A 16,625-nucleotide genomic window follows, 5' to 3' on the forward strand; every position below is an offset into this window, starting at 1 on the left:
GCCAGGGGGGTGGTTGGGGTGAGTACGGGGGTTCTGGATTCCTGGGTTGCCCTTCTGCGGGAGCAGGCTCCCTCTGGTGAGACCGCGGCTGCTCTTGATGACCTGAAGAGTGACTGGCTTTCTCCTCGTGGGCGGATTGACGCGCTGGCCGTGGTGGAGCGGCATCTGTCCTGGTTGCAGGCCAAGCAGGTTGAGTTGCTTGCCGCGATCGGTGCTCATGCCGATGGTCCACCGGATGAGGCGGGTGCGGATCTGGATGGGCTCTTTCTTGGGGAGTGGGACTGTGCCGTCGAGGAAGTTGCCTGTGCTCTGAAGTTGGCCAACTCCACTGCGGCTCAGCGGCTGGAGACCGCTCGGCTGCTGAGCCGTCGACATCCGGCCACCTTGGGGTTGCTGGCCGACGGTGAGATCTCGTATCAGCAGGCCCGAACCGTGGCCGAGCAGTGTGCCGTGCTGGCGCCGGACCTTGCCGGGCGGGTGGAGGAGGCTCTCGCGGAGAAGATGCCTCAGCAGGCCGCCGGGCAGACTCGGGCCGCTGTGCGGCGGCAGATTCATCGCGTTGATCCGGCAGGAGCCGAGGCCCGTCATCAGGAGCGGGTACGGGAGCGAAAGTTGCTGTCCTATCCGCAGGAGGACGGGATGGCCCTGTTCGGGGCCGTGCTGCCCGCTCAGCGCGCCGCGGTGATGGAGCAGGCCGTGGAGGCGTACGCCGTCGGGTACGGGGACGACGGGCGCACTCTGGATCAGAAGCGGGCCGACGCGTTGTACGACCTCGTCGTCAGGCAGTCGCCCGGGGTGCGTGGCTCGGCCGCCGGTGCGGCGGGAACTGGTGGCGCTACCGCCGTTGTTCACGTCACCGTGCCGCTCGATGTGCTGATGGGGCTCGATGACGGCGCGGGGGAACTCAAGGGATACGGGCCCATCAGCGCCTCGCAGGTCAGGGAGATCGCCTTCACTGCCGGGAGCGTCTGGCGGCGGCTCGTTGTTCAGCCCGAGAGTGGGCTTCTCGTGAAAGCCGATCCCCTGACCTATCGGCCCACCGCGGATACGGTCCGGCACGTTGTCGCCCGGGATCAGTACTGTGCCTTCCCCACCTGCCGGATGCCCGCCCGGCGGTGCGATCTCGATCATGTCCGGCCCTTCAACCATGATCGTCCCGAGCGGGGCGGGCCGACCACGCCGGAAAATCTTCAGCCACTGTGTCGGCGCCATCATCGACTCAAGACTCATCATCCGGGGTGGAGAGTCACCCGCGATCCCCACACCGGTGCCGCCGTCTGGACCGCCCCGACCGGGCACACGTACGCCAACAGCCCGCCGCCCGTGCTCGACGGCTGAGCATGTGGCGTTCACCTGCCGGGTCGGCGTGGTGCGTGTTCGAGGAGGGTCTCGGCGGCCGCGCGGGCGTGGCGGCCGTAGTCGGGGTCGTTGAGCACCATCGCGCGGCTCGATACGCCGTCGGCGAGGGTGACGAACTGCTCGGCCAGCAGTTCCGGTTCGGCGATGCCTAGTTCGTCCATGAGGCCCGTCACCAGTGTGAGCATGACGTGCTTTTGCTCGCGTGCGAAGCCGTGCACCCGGCCGGTCGGGTCGGGGTGCTCGACCGCGGCGCCGATGAACGGGCATCCCCGGACGACCCCGTCCGGCCACGGCCACACGGTGAACATCGCGAGGAGCCGGTCGCGGGGCGGGAGGTCGGTTCGCCTCAAGGTTTCGAGCATCGTCATCCCGGACTTCAGAAGCTGGTCCAGTTGCGCCAGGACGAGGTCTTCCTTGGTGGGGAAGTGCGCGTAGAGGGTCCGTTTCGAGACCGGGGCCTCGGCGGCGACATCCTCCATCGTGGTCGCGGAGATGCCCCGCTGCGCGAAAAGACTGATCGCGGCGGCGAGCACCCGTTCCCTGCCGCCCCGCCCTGCCCGGCGTACCGGTTCGTCACTCATACGCCCAAGTATACGTCAGCGTTTACATGGCGTCGCCGATTCGGCTACGGTCTGCCTGGTAAACGTAAACGTGTACCTAAGGAGAGAGCGTGACTACGATGACGAGTGGGCTTCCCGGTGCGGCCGAGCAGCTCATCAGAGGTCGGCGCGCGACCAGGGCGTTCCTGCCCGACCCTGTTCCCGACGAGACGATCGAGGCCGCGTTCCGCCTGGCCGGCGCCGCGCCGTCGAACTCCAACACCCAGCCCTGGCAGGTCGAGGTGGCCAGCGGAGCCGCGCGGGACAACCTCGCCGAGGCACTCGTAGCCGCCCATCGGGCCGGTCGGCGGACCGTCGACTTCCCGTTCAGCGAGGACACCTTCACGCCGGTGCATCAGCATCGGCGCGCGGCGATGGGGGCCGCGCTGTACGGCGCGCTCGGCATCGACCGCGATGACCATGAACTGCGCGCCGCCTACGACGTCCAGAGTCTCAGTTTCTACGGCGCACCCCACGTCGCGATGGTGTTCGCGCCCGATTCGGGCGATCCGCGGCTGACCGCCGATGTCGGTATGTACGCGCAGACACTGCTGCTGGCTCTGAACGCCTACGGGGTGGCCAGTTGCCCCCAGGCCCTGATGAGCTTCTTCGCCGACACAGTGCGCGAGACGCTCGGCCTGACCGGCGGAAAGCTGCTGTTCGGCATCGCGTTCGGTTACGCCGACCCGGCGGCCGCGGTCAACACGGTCGCTGTCGGCCGCGAGCCTCTGAGGGAGACGACGCGCTTCCATCGCTGACCTCGGCAGCGATTGTCCTCGGGGTACGGAACGGCCCGTCGGGGTCTTGGGATCCCGGACTGCCTTGACTGTTCACCTTGGCTGTTCACCCTGGCTGTTCAGGGGCGTCCAGGAGGTCGAGGACGGCTTGGTGGTATGCCGCGTACACCTGGGGCAGTTCGGTGAGGCCGGCGCGTTCGTCGATGCCGTGCAGGCCCTCGTAGGGGACGCCGAATCCGGCGGTGGCCGGGATTCCACCGCCCTCCCCGGCCAGCAGGTTGCCGATGTTCGAAGGTCCTGCGACCTTCGCCCGCACCGGCCCCGGCAGGCCCATCGAGTTCGCCGCGGCCATCAAGGCGGCGGCGGGCTGCTCGTCGGGCCGCAGTTGGAAGGCCGGCCAGCAGGCGACCGGTGTCACCACGGTGGGTTTGGGCCCGGGCATCTCGGCGTCGAGTGTGGCGGCGGCCTCGCGGACCAAGGTGTCGGCGGCCTCGGCGTCGAAGCCGGGAGTCGTGCGCACGTCCACGTTCAGTTCGCACCGGTCAGCGGTGACGGAGAAGCCCTCACCGCCCCGGACGGCGGTGACGCTCAGCTTGGCCGGCAGCGGAAAGCCCGATCTGTCACCCGGGTCAGCCGACAGGTCCGTCTGGTCCAGCAGTTGGACCAGACGGGCGGCGCGGGAGATCGCGCCGACGACCGTGCGGCGGGACCCGGAGTGCCCGGCGGGGGCGTGCACCGCGACCACGGCCCGCCACAGGCCGCGACCGCCGACGACGATCTCCTCCGGGCCGGGGTAGCCGATCATCACCCCGGCCGGGCGTTCGGCACCGGGATCGGCAAGATAGGCGCGAGCGCCGCCGAAGCCACCGGTGTGCTCGTCCACGTCCAGCAGCACGGCCAGGCCACCGTTCAACCCGTCGGCATCGTGGTGCAGGTCAGCGGCGATGTGGCAGAACACGGAGGCCGCCAGCTTCGAGTCGGCCGCGCCTCTGCCCCGCAGCCAGTGACCGGCCACGTCGCCGATCGTCGGCGGGAACGACCACGCGCTCTCGTCGCCGAACGGCGCGGTGTCGACACAGGCGTCCAAGGTCCACCACGGACCGGGGCGGCCCCCTGCGATCTCCACCAGCAGGCCGACGAGTTGCCCCTGTTCGTCGTGCAGGCGGCGGTGCGGCAGTGAACGCTCCGTCAGCCAGGACTCCAGGACGGCCAGCACGGGACCGTAGTCGTCGATGCCGCCGCGGCTCGGCCGCCGGATCAGCTCCTGTGCCAGGTCGACGACCGAAGCCGTTTGCTGGGCTGCTCGGGCCACCAGGTTGTTTCTCATACTTCTCCTCGCCTCCGCATCCGCCGCTCTGCCGCAGCAGCACTCGCACGGCCTCCATCGTCTCCACCGGCCGGGCCGACGCGCAGGCTTCTTGGCCGTGCCGGAGCCATGACGGAGCGCTCGGCCTCGCCGGCCGTGACGAGGATGCTCGGCGTAATCGGGAGGCGACACGGGCAATGGGTGCGGAACACTTCGCAGGGTGATCACGATGCAGCCCGTCCTGGAGATATACACACCTGACGGCTTCGACCTCTGGCCTGTCGCTGAGACCGAACCGTTCGGCTTCATGCCTCTCAGCGGGGAGCTTTCGCCTGCTGAGGTAGGGACGGTGGTGATGCGCATCGCCGACTACAACGACGCCGACTCCGATGGCGACCACGCACCGCAGCCGGCCAACGCACTCGGCTCTTTCTTGCACGGACTGCTCAGACTTGAGGACGACATCGTCGCGCCCGGTGGTCTGCGCTTCATCGACACCTCCACCAACGTCACCTTCCTGCCCGGCTGCTGTGACGGGCTGGAGAGCCGGCGCGACTGGTATCGGTTCGTCGATGACGGCAACCTGCTCGGATTCGGCCACGATCCCGTGTCACCCGTTGCGGAGCGCTTCGGCGACACCGTCAGGCTCACTGTCAACGCCGAGCAGCACGACAGTCCGGTGATCGCGCTGTCCGTCACCGAACTTCGCCGTCTACTCGCCGGTGCCGAGCGCGACTTGGCTGACTTCCTTGCACTGGTAGCCGACTGGGCGTGCGGATACCTGCCTGGCTACCGAGCTCCCGTCACAGCCGCTATCGCCCGCGTCCTCGACCTGCCCGTGGGCGCTGCCGACGTGCACGTCGGCAGCGCCCGCTCCGCCATGCGCCCCAAGCAGCCGCAGCCCACAGGACCGGGACCGAGACCGAGACCGGGACCTTAAATGCGACCCGTATCGAAGGTGACCCGAATCCAGGAGTCCAAGTGCGATGAGTTTCGTCGTGGTTCCTCGTCTGTATCCACAGCACGCCAGCAACCGGACCTGAGGAGAGCACCATGACCGCGATCTACACCTGGGACGTCTTTTCCACCCTCGACGGCTACGGCTCCTACGGTCCCGACGGCGACTGGGGCGGCTACTGGGGAAAACACGGCCCTGAGTTCCTTGACAACCGCCTTGCCGTGCTGAGCCAGGAGCAGCGGATGGTTCTCGGGACCAACACCTTTCGGCAGTTCGTGGAATTGCTGGGTCCGATCCCAGAGGCTGACCTCGACCCGGTGAACTCCCGGATGCGAAGCATGCCGACAACGGTGGTCTCGACCACGCTCGCAGGGCCCTTCACCTGGCCGGACGTGACTGTCGTGGCCGGCGACGCCGTCGGTGTGGTCGCCCGGCTCAAGAAGGAGTCCGAGGTGCCGTTGCGTTCGCACGGGAGCCTGTCGTTGAACCGGGCGCTGATGGCCGCAGGGCTCGTCGACCGCGTCCAGGTGACGATCTTCCCTGTGATCAGCGGTCAGACCGGGACCGACCTGATCTTCGAGGGCGCGGCCGACTTCGACCTTGAGTTGATCGAGAGCCGGACGTTCGACGGACGCACTCAGGAGCTCGTCTACCGACCCACTCTGCACACCTGAACACAACCACGCACTGCACCAGGTCCAGAGCCGAACCTGCCCCGGAAGTTCTCCCGCGGGCCGGCACGCCCGCACCGATCAGGAACTCGAACGCGCTCTGGGCCCCGTCGAGCACGTCCCTCGGTCCCCCGGTCCCTCGGTCCCTCGGTCTCTCGCTGCACCCAGCAGATATATGGCCTGCGATGGGACGGCGCTCATCCGACTGCCCGTGATTCTCTGAGAGGCGAGAGGCGAGAGGCGGTCGGCCGAGCAACGCGTCGCGCCTGTCGGCTGGGCTCGGCCTGCCGGCTTGGGGATGTTGCATGGCCTACCGAGCCGGAATGCGGATATTCGCGGTCGCCATGTTCTGTATCTTGTTGAGAGTGAGGTCGGATGATTTCCCTTACCGATTTGGTAGATCTGGCCCGACGGTTCGAGAGCGATCTCTCCTTACCTGTCGACCTTCTACGCCTGGGGAATCGAGAAATCGATGTCGATGCCACCCCTGCCATCATGGGATGCGTCAACCTTTCTCAAGACTCGACCTACCGAGAGAGCATCGCGACCTCGACTCAGGCCGCTATTCGAAAAGGGCGCATTATCGCGGCACAGGGCGCCGATATCGTCGACATCGGGGCCGAGTCCAGCAATCCTCGTACTGCGCAGGTCACCACGGGCGAACAGATCGCCGCCTTGGTGCCCGTCGTGAAGGAACTTGCTTCGCAAGGCATCGTCGTTTCGGTCGAGACCTACGATCCTGTCGTCGCCAGATCGTGCCTGGAAGCGGGGGCACTCATGTTGAACTACTCCGGCGGGCCGGCGTCGGACGATAGCGTGTTTCCCATCGTGGCCAAGCATCAGGCCACGGTCATACTGTGTTACGTCGAAGGGGAAAGCTCTCGGGACGTAAACGCAAAGAGTATCGACGAAGACCCTATTCCCGGGATGCTTGACTACTTCAACAGGCGTGTGAAGCACGCTCGCTCGGCGGGAGTCGACCGAATCGTCATCGACCCTGGAATCGGCTTCTCTCATCCGAAATCCATAACCGCCAGTGTTCGCACTCATTATCAGGCCAGAGCACTCCTCAATACATTCCGGTTGCGACGGATGGGCCTTCCGATCTGCCACGCCTTGCCGCATGCTTTCAGTCTCTTCGAGGATGAGTTCCGTACCGCTGAAGGCTTCTTCGCGGTGTTGGCGCACCTTGGAGGAACAGGTATTTACCGCACTCACGAAGTGCCCAGGATCAGGGCGATACTCGCTGCTCTCCGGGCTCTCGGCCCTCAAGCCTTCAGTCCGGAAGACCCCGAGTCGCCCGCCCAGTGATTCCTGCCGTTGGTTTGTCGACATGGCCGGACATCGCAGTAGGTAGAGGGACGAGTAGGGGTGGGACGGGCCGACCGGGACACGTACGTCAACAGGTCGCCCGCTCACCGTAAGTGCGGGCCGCCTGTGGCCCTCGTCTTTCCGGGTGCAGCAGAACTGCCGGCTTTCCCGTCGAGGGGGTGCCAGGGGGCCTGTGGAGCGGCCGGGTTAGTCTCGGCTGATCGTCGATCGTCGGACGCACCACCAGGAGGCAGTGATGGCGAAGGTACCGGCCGCGGTGGTGGCCGCGAGTGGGCTCATCGGTGGGTACGGGGTCGCTCGCTGGACCAGGAAGCGACAGCTCGGCGGGGTCGTACTCGCCGTCGCCGGGACGGTTGCCGCTCAGCAGTGGCGGCAGCAGGCCGGCGGGAAGGCGGCGGGGGCCCTGACCGTCGCGTACGTCGGAGCCTTCGCCGGATCCCATCCGCTCGCCAAGAAGGTCGGGGCGTGGCCCGCGGTGTTCGGGACGGCCGGGGCCATGGCGCTGGCCTCGTGGGCCGTGGCAGACCGGCGGGGCTGAGGAACAGCCCCGCCGGTCACCACCAGTAATCACCAGCGGGTCGTCACCAGCGCCATTTTCGTTGAGGGCTCAGCGCTCGCAGGTCACTCGTCGATCGCCGTGCCGAAGGCCGCGCCGTCGCCCGGGGCGCCGAGCGAGTCGGCGCCGTAGAGCCACGAGCCGCCCGTGGCGAGGCCCTTCGTGCCGGCGGGCAGATGCCAGACCACCCCGTCGTGGTTGTCCTCGTCCGGCGCGGCGGCCAGCAGTTCCGAGCGGCCGTCGTGGTCGGTGTCGGCGAGCCGCACCTGGGCGCCCCACAGGTCACCGGTCTCCGCGGTGCCGGGGACGTCCGTGCTGTTCTGGTCGAAGGACTGGGCGCCCGTGGCCGTCAGGCCCTCGGCCGAACCACGCAGCAGCCACACCGCACCGGCGTCCGCGACGGTCCCGACGTCCTCGCCGGGAGCGCCCACGGCCACGTCCGCGTAATCGTCGCCATTGACGTCGCTGACGGAGAGTTCGGTGCCCCAGGCGTCACCGGGCTCGCCGGCGCCGGGCACACCCGGGGTGTTCTGCGTCCACAACTGGATCGAGCCGCCGGGTCCTTCCTGCGTCTCCTGATCCTCCTGATCCTCCTGATCTCCCTGGTCTCCTTGATCTCCCTGATCTCCCTGGTCTTCCTGTGCGTTGAGGCCGTCGTCGCCGCCGTAGTAGACGCCGATCAGGCCTCCGGTCATCCCCTCCGCCTCGTGGTCGGGGCTGCTGTTCTGGCCGGTGACGAGGTCGTCGTATCCGTCCTGGTTGATGTCGCCCGACGCGGTGGAGACGCCACCGCGCAGGTCACGCACGTGGGTCACACCGTCCTCGCCGCCCGAGTAGACCGACGACCAGCCCTGGGCGTAGTCGTCGTCGGGGCCGTAACCCGAGATCACCAGGTCGGCGTAGCCGTCCGCGTCGTAGTCCCCGGTGGTCAGGTAGGCCGGTACGACGGCGCGCCCGGCGGGGTGCGCGGTCGTGTCGAGCGTGCTCGTGTGCCGCAGCGCGCCCGCGCTGTACGTGAACAGCTCGGCGCCGCGCCGGTCGGCCACGGCGACGATGTCGCCCGAGGTCGCCCCCGTCAGCCGTGCCGCGGTGGCGGTCGCGCCGAAGCGGGCCCCGGCGGCCGGGTCCGCGGACGCGACGGTGACGCTGCGGGCGGTACCGAGACCGCCCTTGGAGCCGTACAGGACGGTCACCAGGCCGGCGTTCTCCAGCGAACCGGCCTCCTCGCCGGGCGCCCCGATCACCGCGTCGTCGTAGCCGTCGCCGTCGAGGTCACCCGTGGCGACGGCCGAGCCGAAGGAGTCGTACGTCTGCGAGGTGCCCGGGACTCCGGCGGTGGACTGGCTGAAGACGGCGGTACGGGCCTTGGGAACGCTGTTGTTGGTGCCGATGCCGTTGGCCGCCCCGTACTGGACGGTGACGAATCCGGCGCCCTTCTTGCCGTCGACGGTGCCGCTGGGCGCTCCGATCAGGACGTCGTCGTAACCGTCGCCGTCGAAGTCGGAGTTGCGGTCGTTCGCGGCGGTCCCGCCGGGGATGCCCGCGAAGGAGGCGGGCGCGGCGGCGATACCGAGGCCGGCCAGCAGCAGGAAGGAAGCCGCAGACACGGCGACCGCGGCGGCCCTGCGACCGGAACGTCTGGCGGTGGCGGTGGCGGTGGCAGAGGCGATCGTGAGCTGGTTGATCCGGTTCGGCTGGTTGATCCGGATCGGCTGGTTCGGCTGGTTGCTGGTCATGGTCTGATCCCCCGTTGGTGAAGCGTCACGCATTGGTGAAATGTCGCGTGAGATCGACTGCCTGGCTTGTGCATGTATGCGTTGATAAAGCCAAGTTGCTTTCACTCACGCCCACTTCGACACGAGACGTGCCGGGAGAGTTGTGGCGTCCGAGGAGGCCGTGACACGGCGGTTACGTCCGTTGCGGTACGCGGACTTCGCGGCTGATGAAGTGCGCGTCGTCCATGCCGCCCGCGCCACCCATGCCACCCACGCCGCCTACGCCGTCCGGCGCTCCCCGGAACGCCCTCCGGTAGGCCTGCGGGCTCGTACCCACCACCCTCTTGAACCGGTCCCGGAAAGCCGTCGGCGAGCCGAACCCCGCCTGGACCGCGATCCGTTCGACGGGGTGAGAGGTGCTTTCCAGGAGATGCTGGGCCCTGCGCACCCGCGCACGGTGCAGCCACTGCAGAGGCGTCGTGCCGGTCTGCTCGCGGAAACGGCGGTTGAGCGTACGGGCGCTGATACCCGCCCGGGCGGCGATGTCCTCCAGCGTCAGGTCGCGGTCTGCGTTCTCCTCCAGCCAGTTCAGCAGCGGCTCCATCGTCGCGCCGGCCGGCACCGGGGGCTGGGCGTGGACGATGAACTGGGCCTGCCCGCCCTCCCGTTCGAGTGGCATGACGGACATCCGGGCCGCGTGGGCGGCGACGGCCGAGCCGTAGTCCTTGCGGATCATGTGCAGGCACATGTCCAGTGCGGCGGCGGCGCCCGCGGAGGTGAGGAACTGACCGTTGTCGACGTACAGGACGTTGGGGTCGACCGTCACCGCCGGGTGCCGGGCCGCCAGGTCTGCGGCCGCGATCCAGTGGGTCGTCGCCCGCTGCCCGTCCAGCAGGCCGGTGGCTGCGAAGATGAACGCGCCCACGCAGATCGAGGCGATGCGCGTACCGTTCGCCGCCGCCGCGCGCAGGGCCTCGGCCACCCCCGGTGGCAGCGGGCGGGTCGGATCCACGGTGCCGGGCACGATGATCGTGTCCGCCTCGGCCAGCGCCTCAAGACCGTACGGCGCCCGCACGGTGAACGCGCCCGCGCCCGCTCTCACCTCCTCGGTCACCGAGCAGACCTTGATCCGGTAGGGCGAGCGGCCGTCGGGCAGCCGGGCCCAGTTGAAGGTGTCGATCGGAGCGGAGAGGTCGAACGGAATGACCTGGTCGAGTGCCAGGACGGCCACTGTGTGCATGGCAAAAGAGTAGATGGGCCACGGATTCCGGCCAATCAGTGGGTCAGCAGGCCGCACCGAACAGACACTCCGCCGGCGAATAGCCCGTCGGCCCGGACCACGCCAAATGCCTTTGGCGAGAATCCGTTGAAGGGTGGCAACAGCGCCACTTCCACAAGATCCGGCACGCCGCCTACCGTCTCAGGGTGACCAAGTTCCTCCTCGTCCTCCACGTCCTCGTCGCGATCATCGCCGTCGGGCCAGTCAGTGTCGCGGCCAGCATGTTCCCGCCCAGCGCGCGGCGCGCCCTCGCCGACCCGGCCGACCCACGGGCCGCGGAGACCGTGCGTCTGCTGCACCGGATCTGCCGGGTGTACGCGGCCATCGGCATCGCCGTTCCCGTGCTCGGCTTCGCCACGGGGCTCAGCATGGGCGTACTCAACTCCGGCTGGCTGATCGCCTCGATGGCGCTGACCGGGATCGCGGCAGCCGTCCTGCTGGCGCTGGTGCTGCCACGTCAGGAGGAGATCCTCGAAGCGGTGGAGGCGCGAGCGGGGACGGGGACGGAGACAGGAACGGGAACGGAGACAGGAACGGGAACGGGAACCAAGTCTGAATCGGGGGCTGCGGGAGCCGCAGGGGCGGAAGGCGGCGTCACCTCCAGGGCCGCCACCACAGCGACCTCCGCGTCCGCGTCCGCGTCCATGCCCGACGAGATCGCCGCGAACCCCCGCCTCACCGTTCAACTCGCCATGTTCACCGGCATCTTCAACCTGCTCTGGGCCACCGTCACGATCCTCATGATCGTGCGGCCCGGTTCCACGACCGGCGCCTGACCCTCACGCCTCCTGGCCCTCACACTTCCTGTGGGCGAACACCAGGCCGTCCATCGACTCCCCCGTGTCCTCCCTGAACCGGCGGGCCACCGACGCCGCGACGAGCGCGCCCGCCGCGATGACGAGTGTGGAGAACGCCCAGGTGAGGGGCCACACGGACGCATCGGGCTGCTCGCTGTGCGTGCGGAACGAGACGTACATGAGCGTGGCCGGGGGCGCCGCCACCAGCAGCAGGGGCCAGGCGAGGGCGTCACGGCGGCCGAAGTACGCGGCCAGGAGGAGCAGGCACACGGCCAGGCCGGCGACGCCGAGGACGGTCGCCGGGGTCGTCTCCGTGGTCGAACCGAACGACTCGGGGCGGTTGCGCAGATCCCAGGGCAGGCAGAGAAGGTACGCCGCCGAGGACAGCGCGGCACCCAGCAGGCGGGTCAGCCAGCGTTCCGTCCAGGGGCGCTTCGACAGCGGGCCCAGCAGCTTCTCGGTCATGGGAACCAAGGTTCCCCCGTCGCACACAGGGCCGACAGAGTACGCGTACTCAGTTCCCCTCCCCATTCCGCAGAGGTGGACGGCGGGGCGTACGGGCGGGACGTAGGGCCGGCCCTCGGCCTAGAATCCCGGATCATGAAGGGACTGCTGTTACGGCTGTCCGCCCTCGACGCGGACGCGGCGGCGGCGCTGCGGGTCATCGCGCACTTCGAGGCTCTGCTCGGTGCGGGGCGGCGGCTCGACGCCGAGTCGCTCGTACGGTCCACCGCGGGGCTGGCCGAGTGTCCGGCGGGGCTTGAAGTGGGCGGGCGCACGGTGCGGTTCGGGCCTGCGGGGACCCTGCCCGCGGAGCCCCTCGGCGCGGTTTCCGGGAGTGCCGAGTTCGCGCCGGGCGGCCGGGTCTGGCTGGAGCGGCCGGGAGCGCCGGGCCCCCTCGACGAACTGGTCCTGGAGTGGCTGGCCATCGCCGCCGGCGTCGTCCACGGGAGCCGTGAGCAGGACTTCGCGCCCGCCCAGGTGGCCGATCCGGCGCTGGTCGAGCGGGTGCTGTCGGAGCGCGAGGCCGTGGAGGACCGGGCGCGGGCGCTGCGCCTGCTGGGTCTGGCACCCGAGTTGCCGCTGCGGGTGGTGGCCGTCGCCGGGGCCTCCTCGGTCGCCGTGCTCGGGCGTCGCGAACTGCGTCCCGGGGTCCGGGTGGCCGCGGTCGGGCCGCTCGCCGTCGCGCTCGCGCCGGGCGCCGCGTCGTCCGCCGACGAGTTGCGGGCGTTCGTCCGTGACCAGGGTGCCCGGGGGGTACAGATCGGGGTCGGCGGCAGCGTGCCGGCCCTGGACGCCGCGGCCTCCTGGGCCCAGGCACGGCTGGCCCTGCGGTTCGCCGTCGATGTCGTCGGTCTGCCGGACGAGGCCGTCGTCGACCACGACGCGCTGGGCCCGGTCGCGCTGCTCGCCGACATCCCCGTCGACCGGCTGCGGGCCCAGCCCGATGTCCGCGCGCTGGTCGGCCTCGCCGAGGGCAGAGGCGGCCCGGCGGCCCTGGCCGCGCTGACCGCCTTCCTCCGCACGGGCTCGCTCCGCCATGCCGCCACCGACCTCCACCTGCATCACAGCTCGGTCGCCGCCCGGCTGTCGGGCGTGGAGAACGCCCTGGGATACCGCCTGAGCGACCCGCAGGACCGTTTCCGAGCCCAACTGGCGTTGTACGCGGTGCGGTTGGCGGAGCCGGAGACGTAGGACGTGGTCGGCCGGGAGGCGGGCGGCACCTTCGCCCTTCCCCTACGCCCTTCCCCTTCACCTTTCGGAGCCGAGGCGTGAACCGCCTCTGCCGCAGCGCCTACCGCGGCGCTTTTCGCAGTGCCCTTCGCAGTGCCTACCGCGGTGCCTACCGCAGTGCCTTGCGCAGCACCGTCACCGCCTCCGCCGCGTCCCTCCGGGACACCTCCGCGTGCTCGACAAGACCCGAGCCGTGGAAGGTGCCCGGGAACAGGTGCAGTTCCACGCCGACACCGGCCGCGAGCAGCGCACGCGCGTAGTCGATGCCCTCGTCCCGCAGAGGATCGAACTCCATCACGGAGATGTACGCGGGCGGCAGCCCGGCGAGTTGTTCGGCGGTGGCCCGGGCGGGAGCCGCGTAGAGCGGGACGTCGGCGCTGCCAGGCATGCCGGGGCCCAGATAGTGGTCCCAGCTGATGACCGCGTTGGGCCGGTTCCACACGGGCGTGTCGGTGAAGGCCCGCATGCTGGGCGTGTCGAGGCGGTCGTCGACTTCGGGTATGCCGAGGTACTGGAAGACGATCGCGGGGCCTCCCCTGTCGCGGGCGAGGAGGGCGAGGCCTGCCGCGATACCGGCGCCCGCGCTGAAGCCGAGGAGGGCGGTCCTCGCGGGGTCGATGCCGAGTTCGGCCGCGTTCTTGGCGAGGTGGACCAGTCCGGCGTACGCGTCCTCGACGCCGGCCGGATAGGGGTGCTCGGGGGCGAGCCGGTACTCCACGGAGAACACGGCGGCGCCCAGTTCCCGTGCGAGCGCCACGTTGGTGCCGTGGTCGAAGTCGACGTTGCCCAGGATGAATCCGCCGCCGTGGATGTCGTAGACCACGGGCAGCGGGCCTTCGACGCCCTGCGGGCGGTAGCCGCGCAGGACGACGTCGGGCGCGCCCTCCGGTCCGGGCGCGACCACTTCGAAGACGTCCACGCCGGTGGCGTCCACGCCTTCGAGGGCCGCCTGGATACCGGCCTCCATCTCCGTGCGGGCCCCTTCGAGATCCGAACAGTCGGCCCTCGGCAACATGGGTACGACCGCGGCGAGTTCCGGGTCGAGCGGGTAGGTCGTCATGCGTCGTCGTCCTCCGATCCGACGCGCCGTCCCGTTCGTCCCGTTCGTCGCGGTGTCGCGGTGTCGCGGCGCTGTGTCGTTGTGAGAACCGTGTCATGACGCCGTCGTACGGTCATCCGACAGACGTCGGGCAATGCGGTGCCACCACCCGACAGCCGTGCCGCTACGTGCCGTGCCGCGACGCAACGTGCCGCGACGGGCCGCGGCCACCCCGGGCCCCCGGGTGCAGGGCCGGCCCCGGGTGCTAGGCCTTGGCGTCCGCGCCCGCGCCCATGCCCGTTCCCGCTTCCTGGGGCGGCGGCTGCGCCGTAGAGAGCGGGCTGGCGATGTCCTCCAGGGAACGCCCCTCCGCCCGTACCGCGAGCGCCGCCGCGACGAGGCCCGCCGCGCACATCAGGCCGGCGCCGATCTGGAAGGCGAGGACCGTGTCGCCGACGACACCCGTATCGGTGAGTTCCGCGAAGATCAGTGGTCCGCTGATGCCGCCGGCCGCGGTGCCGATGGCGTAGAAGAAGGCGATGGCCATCGCGCGGGTCTCCATCGGGAAGATCTCGGAGACCGTCAGATACGCGCTGCTCGCGCCCGCCGATGCGAAGAACAGGACCACGCACCAGCAGGCGGTCAGCGTGGTCGCGCTCAGCGAGCCCCGGTCGAAGAGCCAGGCCGTGCCGAAGAGCAGCAGGCCGGAGAGCAGATACGTGGACGAGATCATGATCCGGCGGCCCACGGTGTCGAAGAGCCTGCCGAGGAGCAGCGGGCCGAGGAAGTTGCCGGCCGCGATGACGGCGAAGTAGTAGCCGGTGCTGGAGGTCGACACGTCGAAGAACTTGGTGAGGATCGCGCCGAAGCCGAAGGTGATCGCGTTGTAGAGGAACGCCTGCCCGATGAAGAGGGAGAGGCCCAGCACGGCGCGTCTGCGGTATGTCGTGAAGACGGTGCGGGCGATCATGCCGAACCCGATGCTCTTGCGCTGGTGGATGGTGATCTCGCCCTGGGGCGGCGGGAGTTCGCGGCCTGTTTCCTCCTCGATCCGCTGTTCGACCGAGGAGACCAGGCGTTCCGCCTCCTCCCCCTTGCCGTGGATGAACAGCCACCTCGGGCTCTCGGGGACGTTGCGGCGTACGAGCAGGATCACCAGGCCGAGGACGACGCCGAGGGCGAAGGTCAGGCGCCAGCCGACGTTCATCGCGAACAGGCTCGTGTTCAGCGCGACGATCGACAGGAGCGAGCCGGCGATCGCGCCCAGCCAGAAGCTGCCGTTGATGATCAGGTCGACCCGGCCGCGGAACTTGGAGGGGATCAGCTCGTCGATCGCCGAGTTGATGGCCGCGTACTCGCCGCCGATGCCGAAGCCGGTGAGGAAGCGGAAGACGAAGAACCACCAGGTGGAGAAGGAGAGCGCCGTCATGGCGGTGGCCGCGAGGTAGACGGCCAGGGTGACCATGAACAGTTTGCGGCGGCCGAAGATGTCCGTGAGCCGGCCGAAGAACAGGGCGCCCGAGCAGGCTCCGGCCACGTAGAGCGCGGCGGCGATACCGGTGACCTGCGCGGCCGAGACGGGCAGTCCGCTGCCGGACTCGGAGAGACGGCCGGCGATGTTGCCGACGACGGTGACTTCCAGGCCGTCCAGGATCCAGACGGTGCCGAGCCCGATGACGATGGTCCAGTGCCAGCGTGACCAGGGCAGCCGGTCCAGGCGGGCGGGTACGGCGGTGGTGACGGCTCCGGTGCCGGCGTCGCTGTCGGCGTTACTGTCGGCATTGCTGTCGGCGTCGGTGACGGCCATGGCGCCCTCCTGCGGCTCGGGGACACGGCCCCGAGTTCCCCGATGCGCCGCCCTCTCACCTGCCGCTTCGCACCTGCCGCTTCGCACGCCGCCGGGCGCGGGGCTGAGCCCCTTCGAGGGCGCTACGCCCCCAGGGCCCGCGACACCGTATAGATCAACAGGCCCGCCAGCGAGCCGACCACCGTGCCGTTGATCCGGATGAACTGCAGGTCACGGCCGATGTGTGCCTCGATCTTCCGGGACGTGTGCTCGGCGTCCCAGCCCGCGACGGTGTCGGTGATGAGGGAGGTGATCTCGTCGCGGTACGTCGTCACGACGTACACCGCGGCCCCCTCGACCCACCCGTCGACCTTGGCCTGCAGCTTCGGGTCGGTGGCCATCCGCGCGCCGAGGGACAGCAGCGAGGCCCGCACGCGCAGCCGCAGCTCGCTGCGCTCGTCCTCCGCCGCGGACACGATCATCTGCCGTACGGAGGACCAGGCGGACGCGATGAGGTCCTGGACCTCGCCGCGGCCGAGGACCTCGCGCTTGAGGTTCTCCACGCGCGCGCGGGTGTCCGTGTCGGACTGGAGGTCGGAGGCGAAGTCGGTGAGGAACCGGTCGAGGGCGCCGCGGGCCGGGTGGGCGGGCATGTCGCGCATCTCGGTGATGAAACGCAGCAGCTCCTTGTAGACGCGCTCGCCGACCCTCTTGTCGACGAACCGCGGGGTCCAGCCGGGGGCGCCGCCCTGTACGG

Annotated in this window: 16 protein-coding genes; 8 read left to right on the top strand and 8 right to left on the bottom strand. The window is 69.5% G+C overall.

All coding sequences use genetic code 11. The annotated features are described in order from the left end of the window. Positions 1-1,338, top strand: a 1,338-nt coding sequence (locus AOK01_RS02155; RefSeq protein WP_342671020.1) for an HNH endonuclease signature motif containing protein, incomplete at its 5' end; no start/stop codon positions are given. Positions 1,339-1,349: 11 nt separating this feature from the next. On the opposite strand, the gene AOK01_RS02160 is transcribed toward AOK01_RS02155, so the two are convergent. Further along, complete coding sequence (locus AOK01_RS02160; RefSeq protein ID WP_055507767.1) at positions 1,350-1,940, bottom strand: TetR/AcrR family transcriptional regulator; 591 nt, start codon at positions 1,938-1,940, stop codon at positions 1,350-1,352. A gap of 98 nt (positions 1,941-2,038) precedes the next feature. Between AOK01_RS02160 and AOK01_RS02165 the strand changes: the two genes are divergently transcribed. Beyond that, on the top strand, positions 2,039-2,716 hold the full coding sequence (locus tag AOK01_RS02165; protein WP_055507769.1) for a nitroreductase: 678 nt from the start codon (positions 2,039-2,041) through the stop codon (positions 2,714-2,716). A gap of 85 nt (positions 2,717-2,801) precedes the next feature. Here the strand turns inward: AOK01_RS02165 and AOK01_RS02170 are convergent, their stop codons facing one another. After that, on the bottom strand, positions 2,802-4,022 hold the full coding sequence (locus tag AOK01_RS02170; protein WP_055507771.1) for a M20 family metallopeptidase: 1,221 nt from the start codon (positions 4,020-4,022) through the stop codon (positions 2,802-2,804). A 208-nt stretch (positions 4,023-4,230) separates the two neighbouring features. Between AOK01_RS02170 and AOK01_RS02175 the strand changes: the two genes are divergently transcribed. From AOK01_RS02175 to AOK01_RS02190, 4 genes are all read left to right on the top strand, one after another. Beyond that, on the top strand, positions 4,231-4,941 hold the full coding sequence (locus AOK01_RS02175) for a hypothetical protein (protein ID WP_245702040.1): 711 nt from the start codon (positions 4,231-4,233) through the stop codon (positions 4,939-4,941). A gap of 113 nt (positions 4,942-5,054) precedes the next feature. After that, complete coding sequence (locus AOK01_RS02180; protein ID WP_055507775.1) at positions 5,055-5,633, top strand: dihydrofolate reductase family protein; 579 nt, start codon at positions 5,055-5,057, stop codon at positions 5,631-5,633. Between the two features lie 372 nt (positions 5,634-6,005). Further along, on the top strand, positions 6,006-6,941 hold the full coding sequence (locus tag AOK01_RS02185) for a dihydropteroate synthase (protein ID WP_055507776.1): 936 nt from the start codon (positions 6,006-6,008) through the stop codon (positions 6,939-6,941). Between the two features lie 256 nt (positions 6,942-7,197). After that, positions 7,198-7,500 carry a hypothetical protein gene (locus AOK01_RS02190; RefSeq protein ID WP_055507778.1) on the top strand — a complete coding sequence of 101 codons (303 nt, stop codon included), beginning with the start codon at positions 7,198-7,200 and terminating at the stop codon, positions 7,498-7,500. A gap of 83 nt (positions 7,501-7,583) precedes the next feature. On the opposite strand, the gene AOK01_RS02195 is transcribed toward AOK01_RS02190, so the two are convergent. Together AOK01_RS02195 and AOK01_RS02200 are read right to left on the bottom strand one after the other, a co-directional pair. After that, positions 7,584-9,254, bottom strand: a complete 1,671-nt coding sequence (locus tag AOK01_RS02195) for an integrin alpha (protein WP_079103100.1) — start codon at positions 9,252-9,254, stop codon at positions 7,584-7,586. 172 nt (positions 9,255-9,426) lie between these two features. Next, entirely contained in the window at positions 9,427-10,473 is a 1,047-nt protein-coding gene (locus tag AOK01_RS02200; RefSeq protein WP_079103101.1) for a GlxA family transcriptional regulator, read from the bottom strand. A gap of 185 nt (positions 10,474-10,658) precedes the next feature. On the opposite strand from AOK01_RS02200, the gene AOK01_RS02205 reads away from it, so the two are divergent. Then, on the top strand, positions 10,659-11,288 hold the full coding sequence (locus AOK01_RS02205; protein ID WP_055507780.1) for a hypothetical protein: 630 nt from the start codon (positions 10,659-10,661) through the stop codon (positions 11,286-11,288). A gap of 3 nt (positions 11,289-11,291) precedes the next feature. Here the strand turns inward: AOK01_RS02205 and AOK01_RS02210 are convergent, their stop codons facing one another. Beyond that, on the bottom strand, positions 11,292-11,774 hold the full coding sequence (locus tag AOK01_RS02210; RefSeq protein WP_055507783.1) for a hypothetical protein: 483 nt from the start codon (positions 11,772-11,774) through the stop codon (positions 11,292-11,294). A 135-nt stretch (positions 11,775-11,909) separates the two neighbouring features. On the opposite strand from AOK01_RS02210, the gene AOK01_RS02215 reads away from it, so the two are divergent. Beyond that, positions 11,910-13,004 carry a helix-turn-helix domain-containing protein gene (locus AOK01_RS02215; protein ID WP_055507785.1) on the top strand — a complete coding sequence of 365 codons (1,095 nt, stop codon included), beginning with the start codon at positions 11,910-11,912 and terminating at the stop codon, positions 13,002-13,004. 148 nt (positions 13,005-13,152) lie between these two features. On the opposite strand, the gene AOK01_RS02220 is transcribed toward AOK01_RS02215, so the two are convergent. The 3 genes from AOK01_RS02220 to AOK01_RS02230 all read right to left on the bottom strand — a co-directional run. Further along, positions 13,153-14,103 (bottom strand): alpha/beta hydrolase, encoded by a 951-nt coding sequence (locus AOK01_RS02220; protein ID WP_055507787.1) that lies wholly within the window; start codon positions 14,101-14,103, stop codon positions 13,153-13,155. Positions 14,104-14,347: 244 nt separating this feature from the next. Then, complete coding sequence (locus AOK01_RS02225; RefSeq protein WP_055507789.1) at positions 14,348-15,889, bottom strand: MFS transporter; 1,542 nt, start codon at positions 15,887-15,889, stop codon at positions 14,348-14,350. A 122-nt stretch (positions 15,890-16,011) separates the two neighbouring features. Then, the coding region (locus AOK01_RS02230) for a DUF445 domain-containing protein (protein WP_157871164.1) at positions 16,012-16,625 on the bottom strand (614 nt) is incomplete at its 5' end.

The sequence above is a fragment of the Streptomyces aurantiacus genome (assembly GCF_001418335.1).
In the GTDB taxonomy this organism is placed as follows: Bacteria; Actinomycetota; Actinomycetes; order Streptomycetales; family Streptomycetaceae; genus Streptomyces; species Streptomyces aurantiacus.

Excerpts from the sequence above, each read along its gene's own strand:
- AOK01_RS02160 (WP_055507767.1), bottom strand. The coding sequence starts at position 1,940 with ATGAGTGACGAACCGGTACGCCGGGCAGGGCGGGGCGGCAGGGAACGG.
- AOK01_RS02165 (WP_055507769.1), top strand. The coding sequence starts at position 2,039 with ATGACGAGTGGGCTTCCCGGTGCGGCCGAGCAGCTCATCAGAGGTCGG.
- AOK01_RS02170 (WP_055507771.1), bottom strand. The coding sequence starts at position 4,022 with ATGAGAAACAACCTGGTGGCCCGAGCAGCCCAGCAAACGGCTTCGGTC.
- AOK01_RS02175 (WP_245702040.1), top strand. The coding sequence starts at position 4,231 with ATGCAGCCCGTCCTGGAGATATACACACCTGACGGCTTCGACCTCTGG.
- AOK01_RS02180 (WP_055507775.1), top strand. The coding sequence starts at position 5,055 with ATGACCGCGATCTACACCTGGGACGTCTTTTCCACCCTCGACGGCTAC.
- AOK01_RS02185 (WP_055507776.1), top strand. The coding sequence starts at position 6,006 with ATGATTTCCCTTACCGATTTGGTAGATCTGGCCCGACGGTTCGAGAGC.
- AOK01_RS02190 (WP_055507778.1), top strand. The coding sequence starts at position 7,198 with ATGGCGAAGGTACCGGCCGCGGTGGTGGCCGCGAGTGGGCTCATCGGT.
- AOK01_RS02195 (WP_079103100.1), bottom strand. The coding sequence starts at position 9,254 with ATGACCAGCAACCAGCCGAACCAGCCGATCCGGATCAACCAGCCGAAC.
- AOK01_RS02200 (WP_079103101.1), bottom strand. The coding sequence starts at position 10,473 with ATGCACACAGTGGCCGTCCTGGCACTCGACCAGGTCATTCCGTTCGAC.
- AOK01_RS02210 (WP_055507783.1), bottom strand. The coding sequence starts at position 11,774 with ATGACCGAGAAGCTGCTGGGCCCGCTGTCGAAGCGCCCCTGGACGGAA.
- AOK01_RS02215 (WP_055507785.1), top strand. The coding sequence starts at position 11,910 with ATGAAGGGACTGCTGTTACGGCTGTCCGCCCTCGACGCGGACGCGGCG.
- AOK01_RS02220 (WP_055507787.1), bottom strand. The coding sequence starts at position 14,103 with ATGACGACCTACCCGCTCGACCCGGAACTCGCCGCGGTCGTACCCATG.
- AOK01_RS02225 (WP_055507789.1), bottom strand. The coding sequence starts at position 15,889 with ATGGCCGTCACCGACGCCGACAGCAATGCCGACAGTAACGCCGACAGC.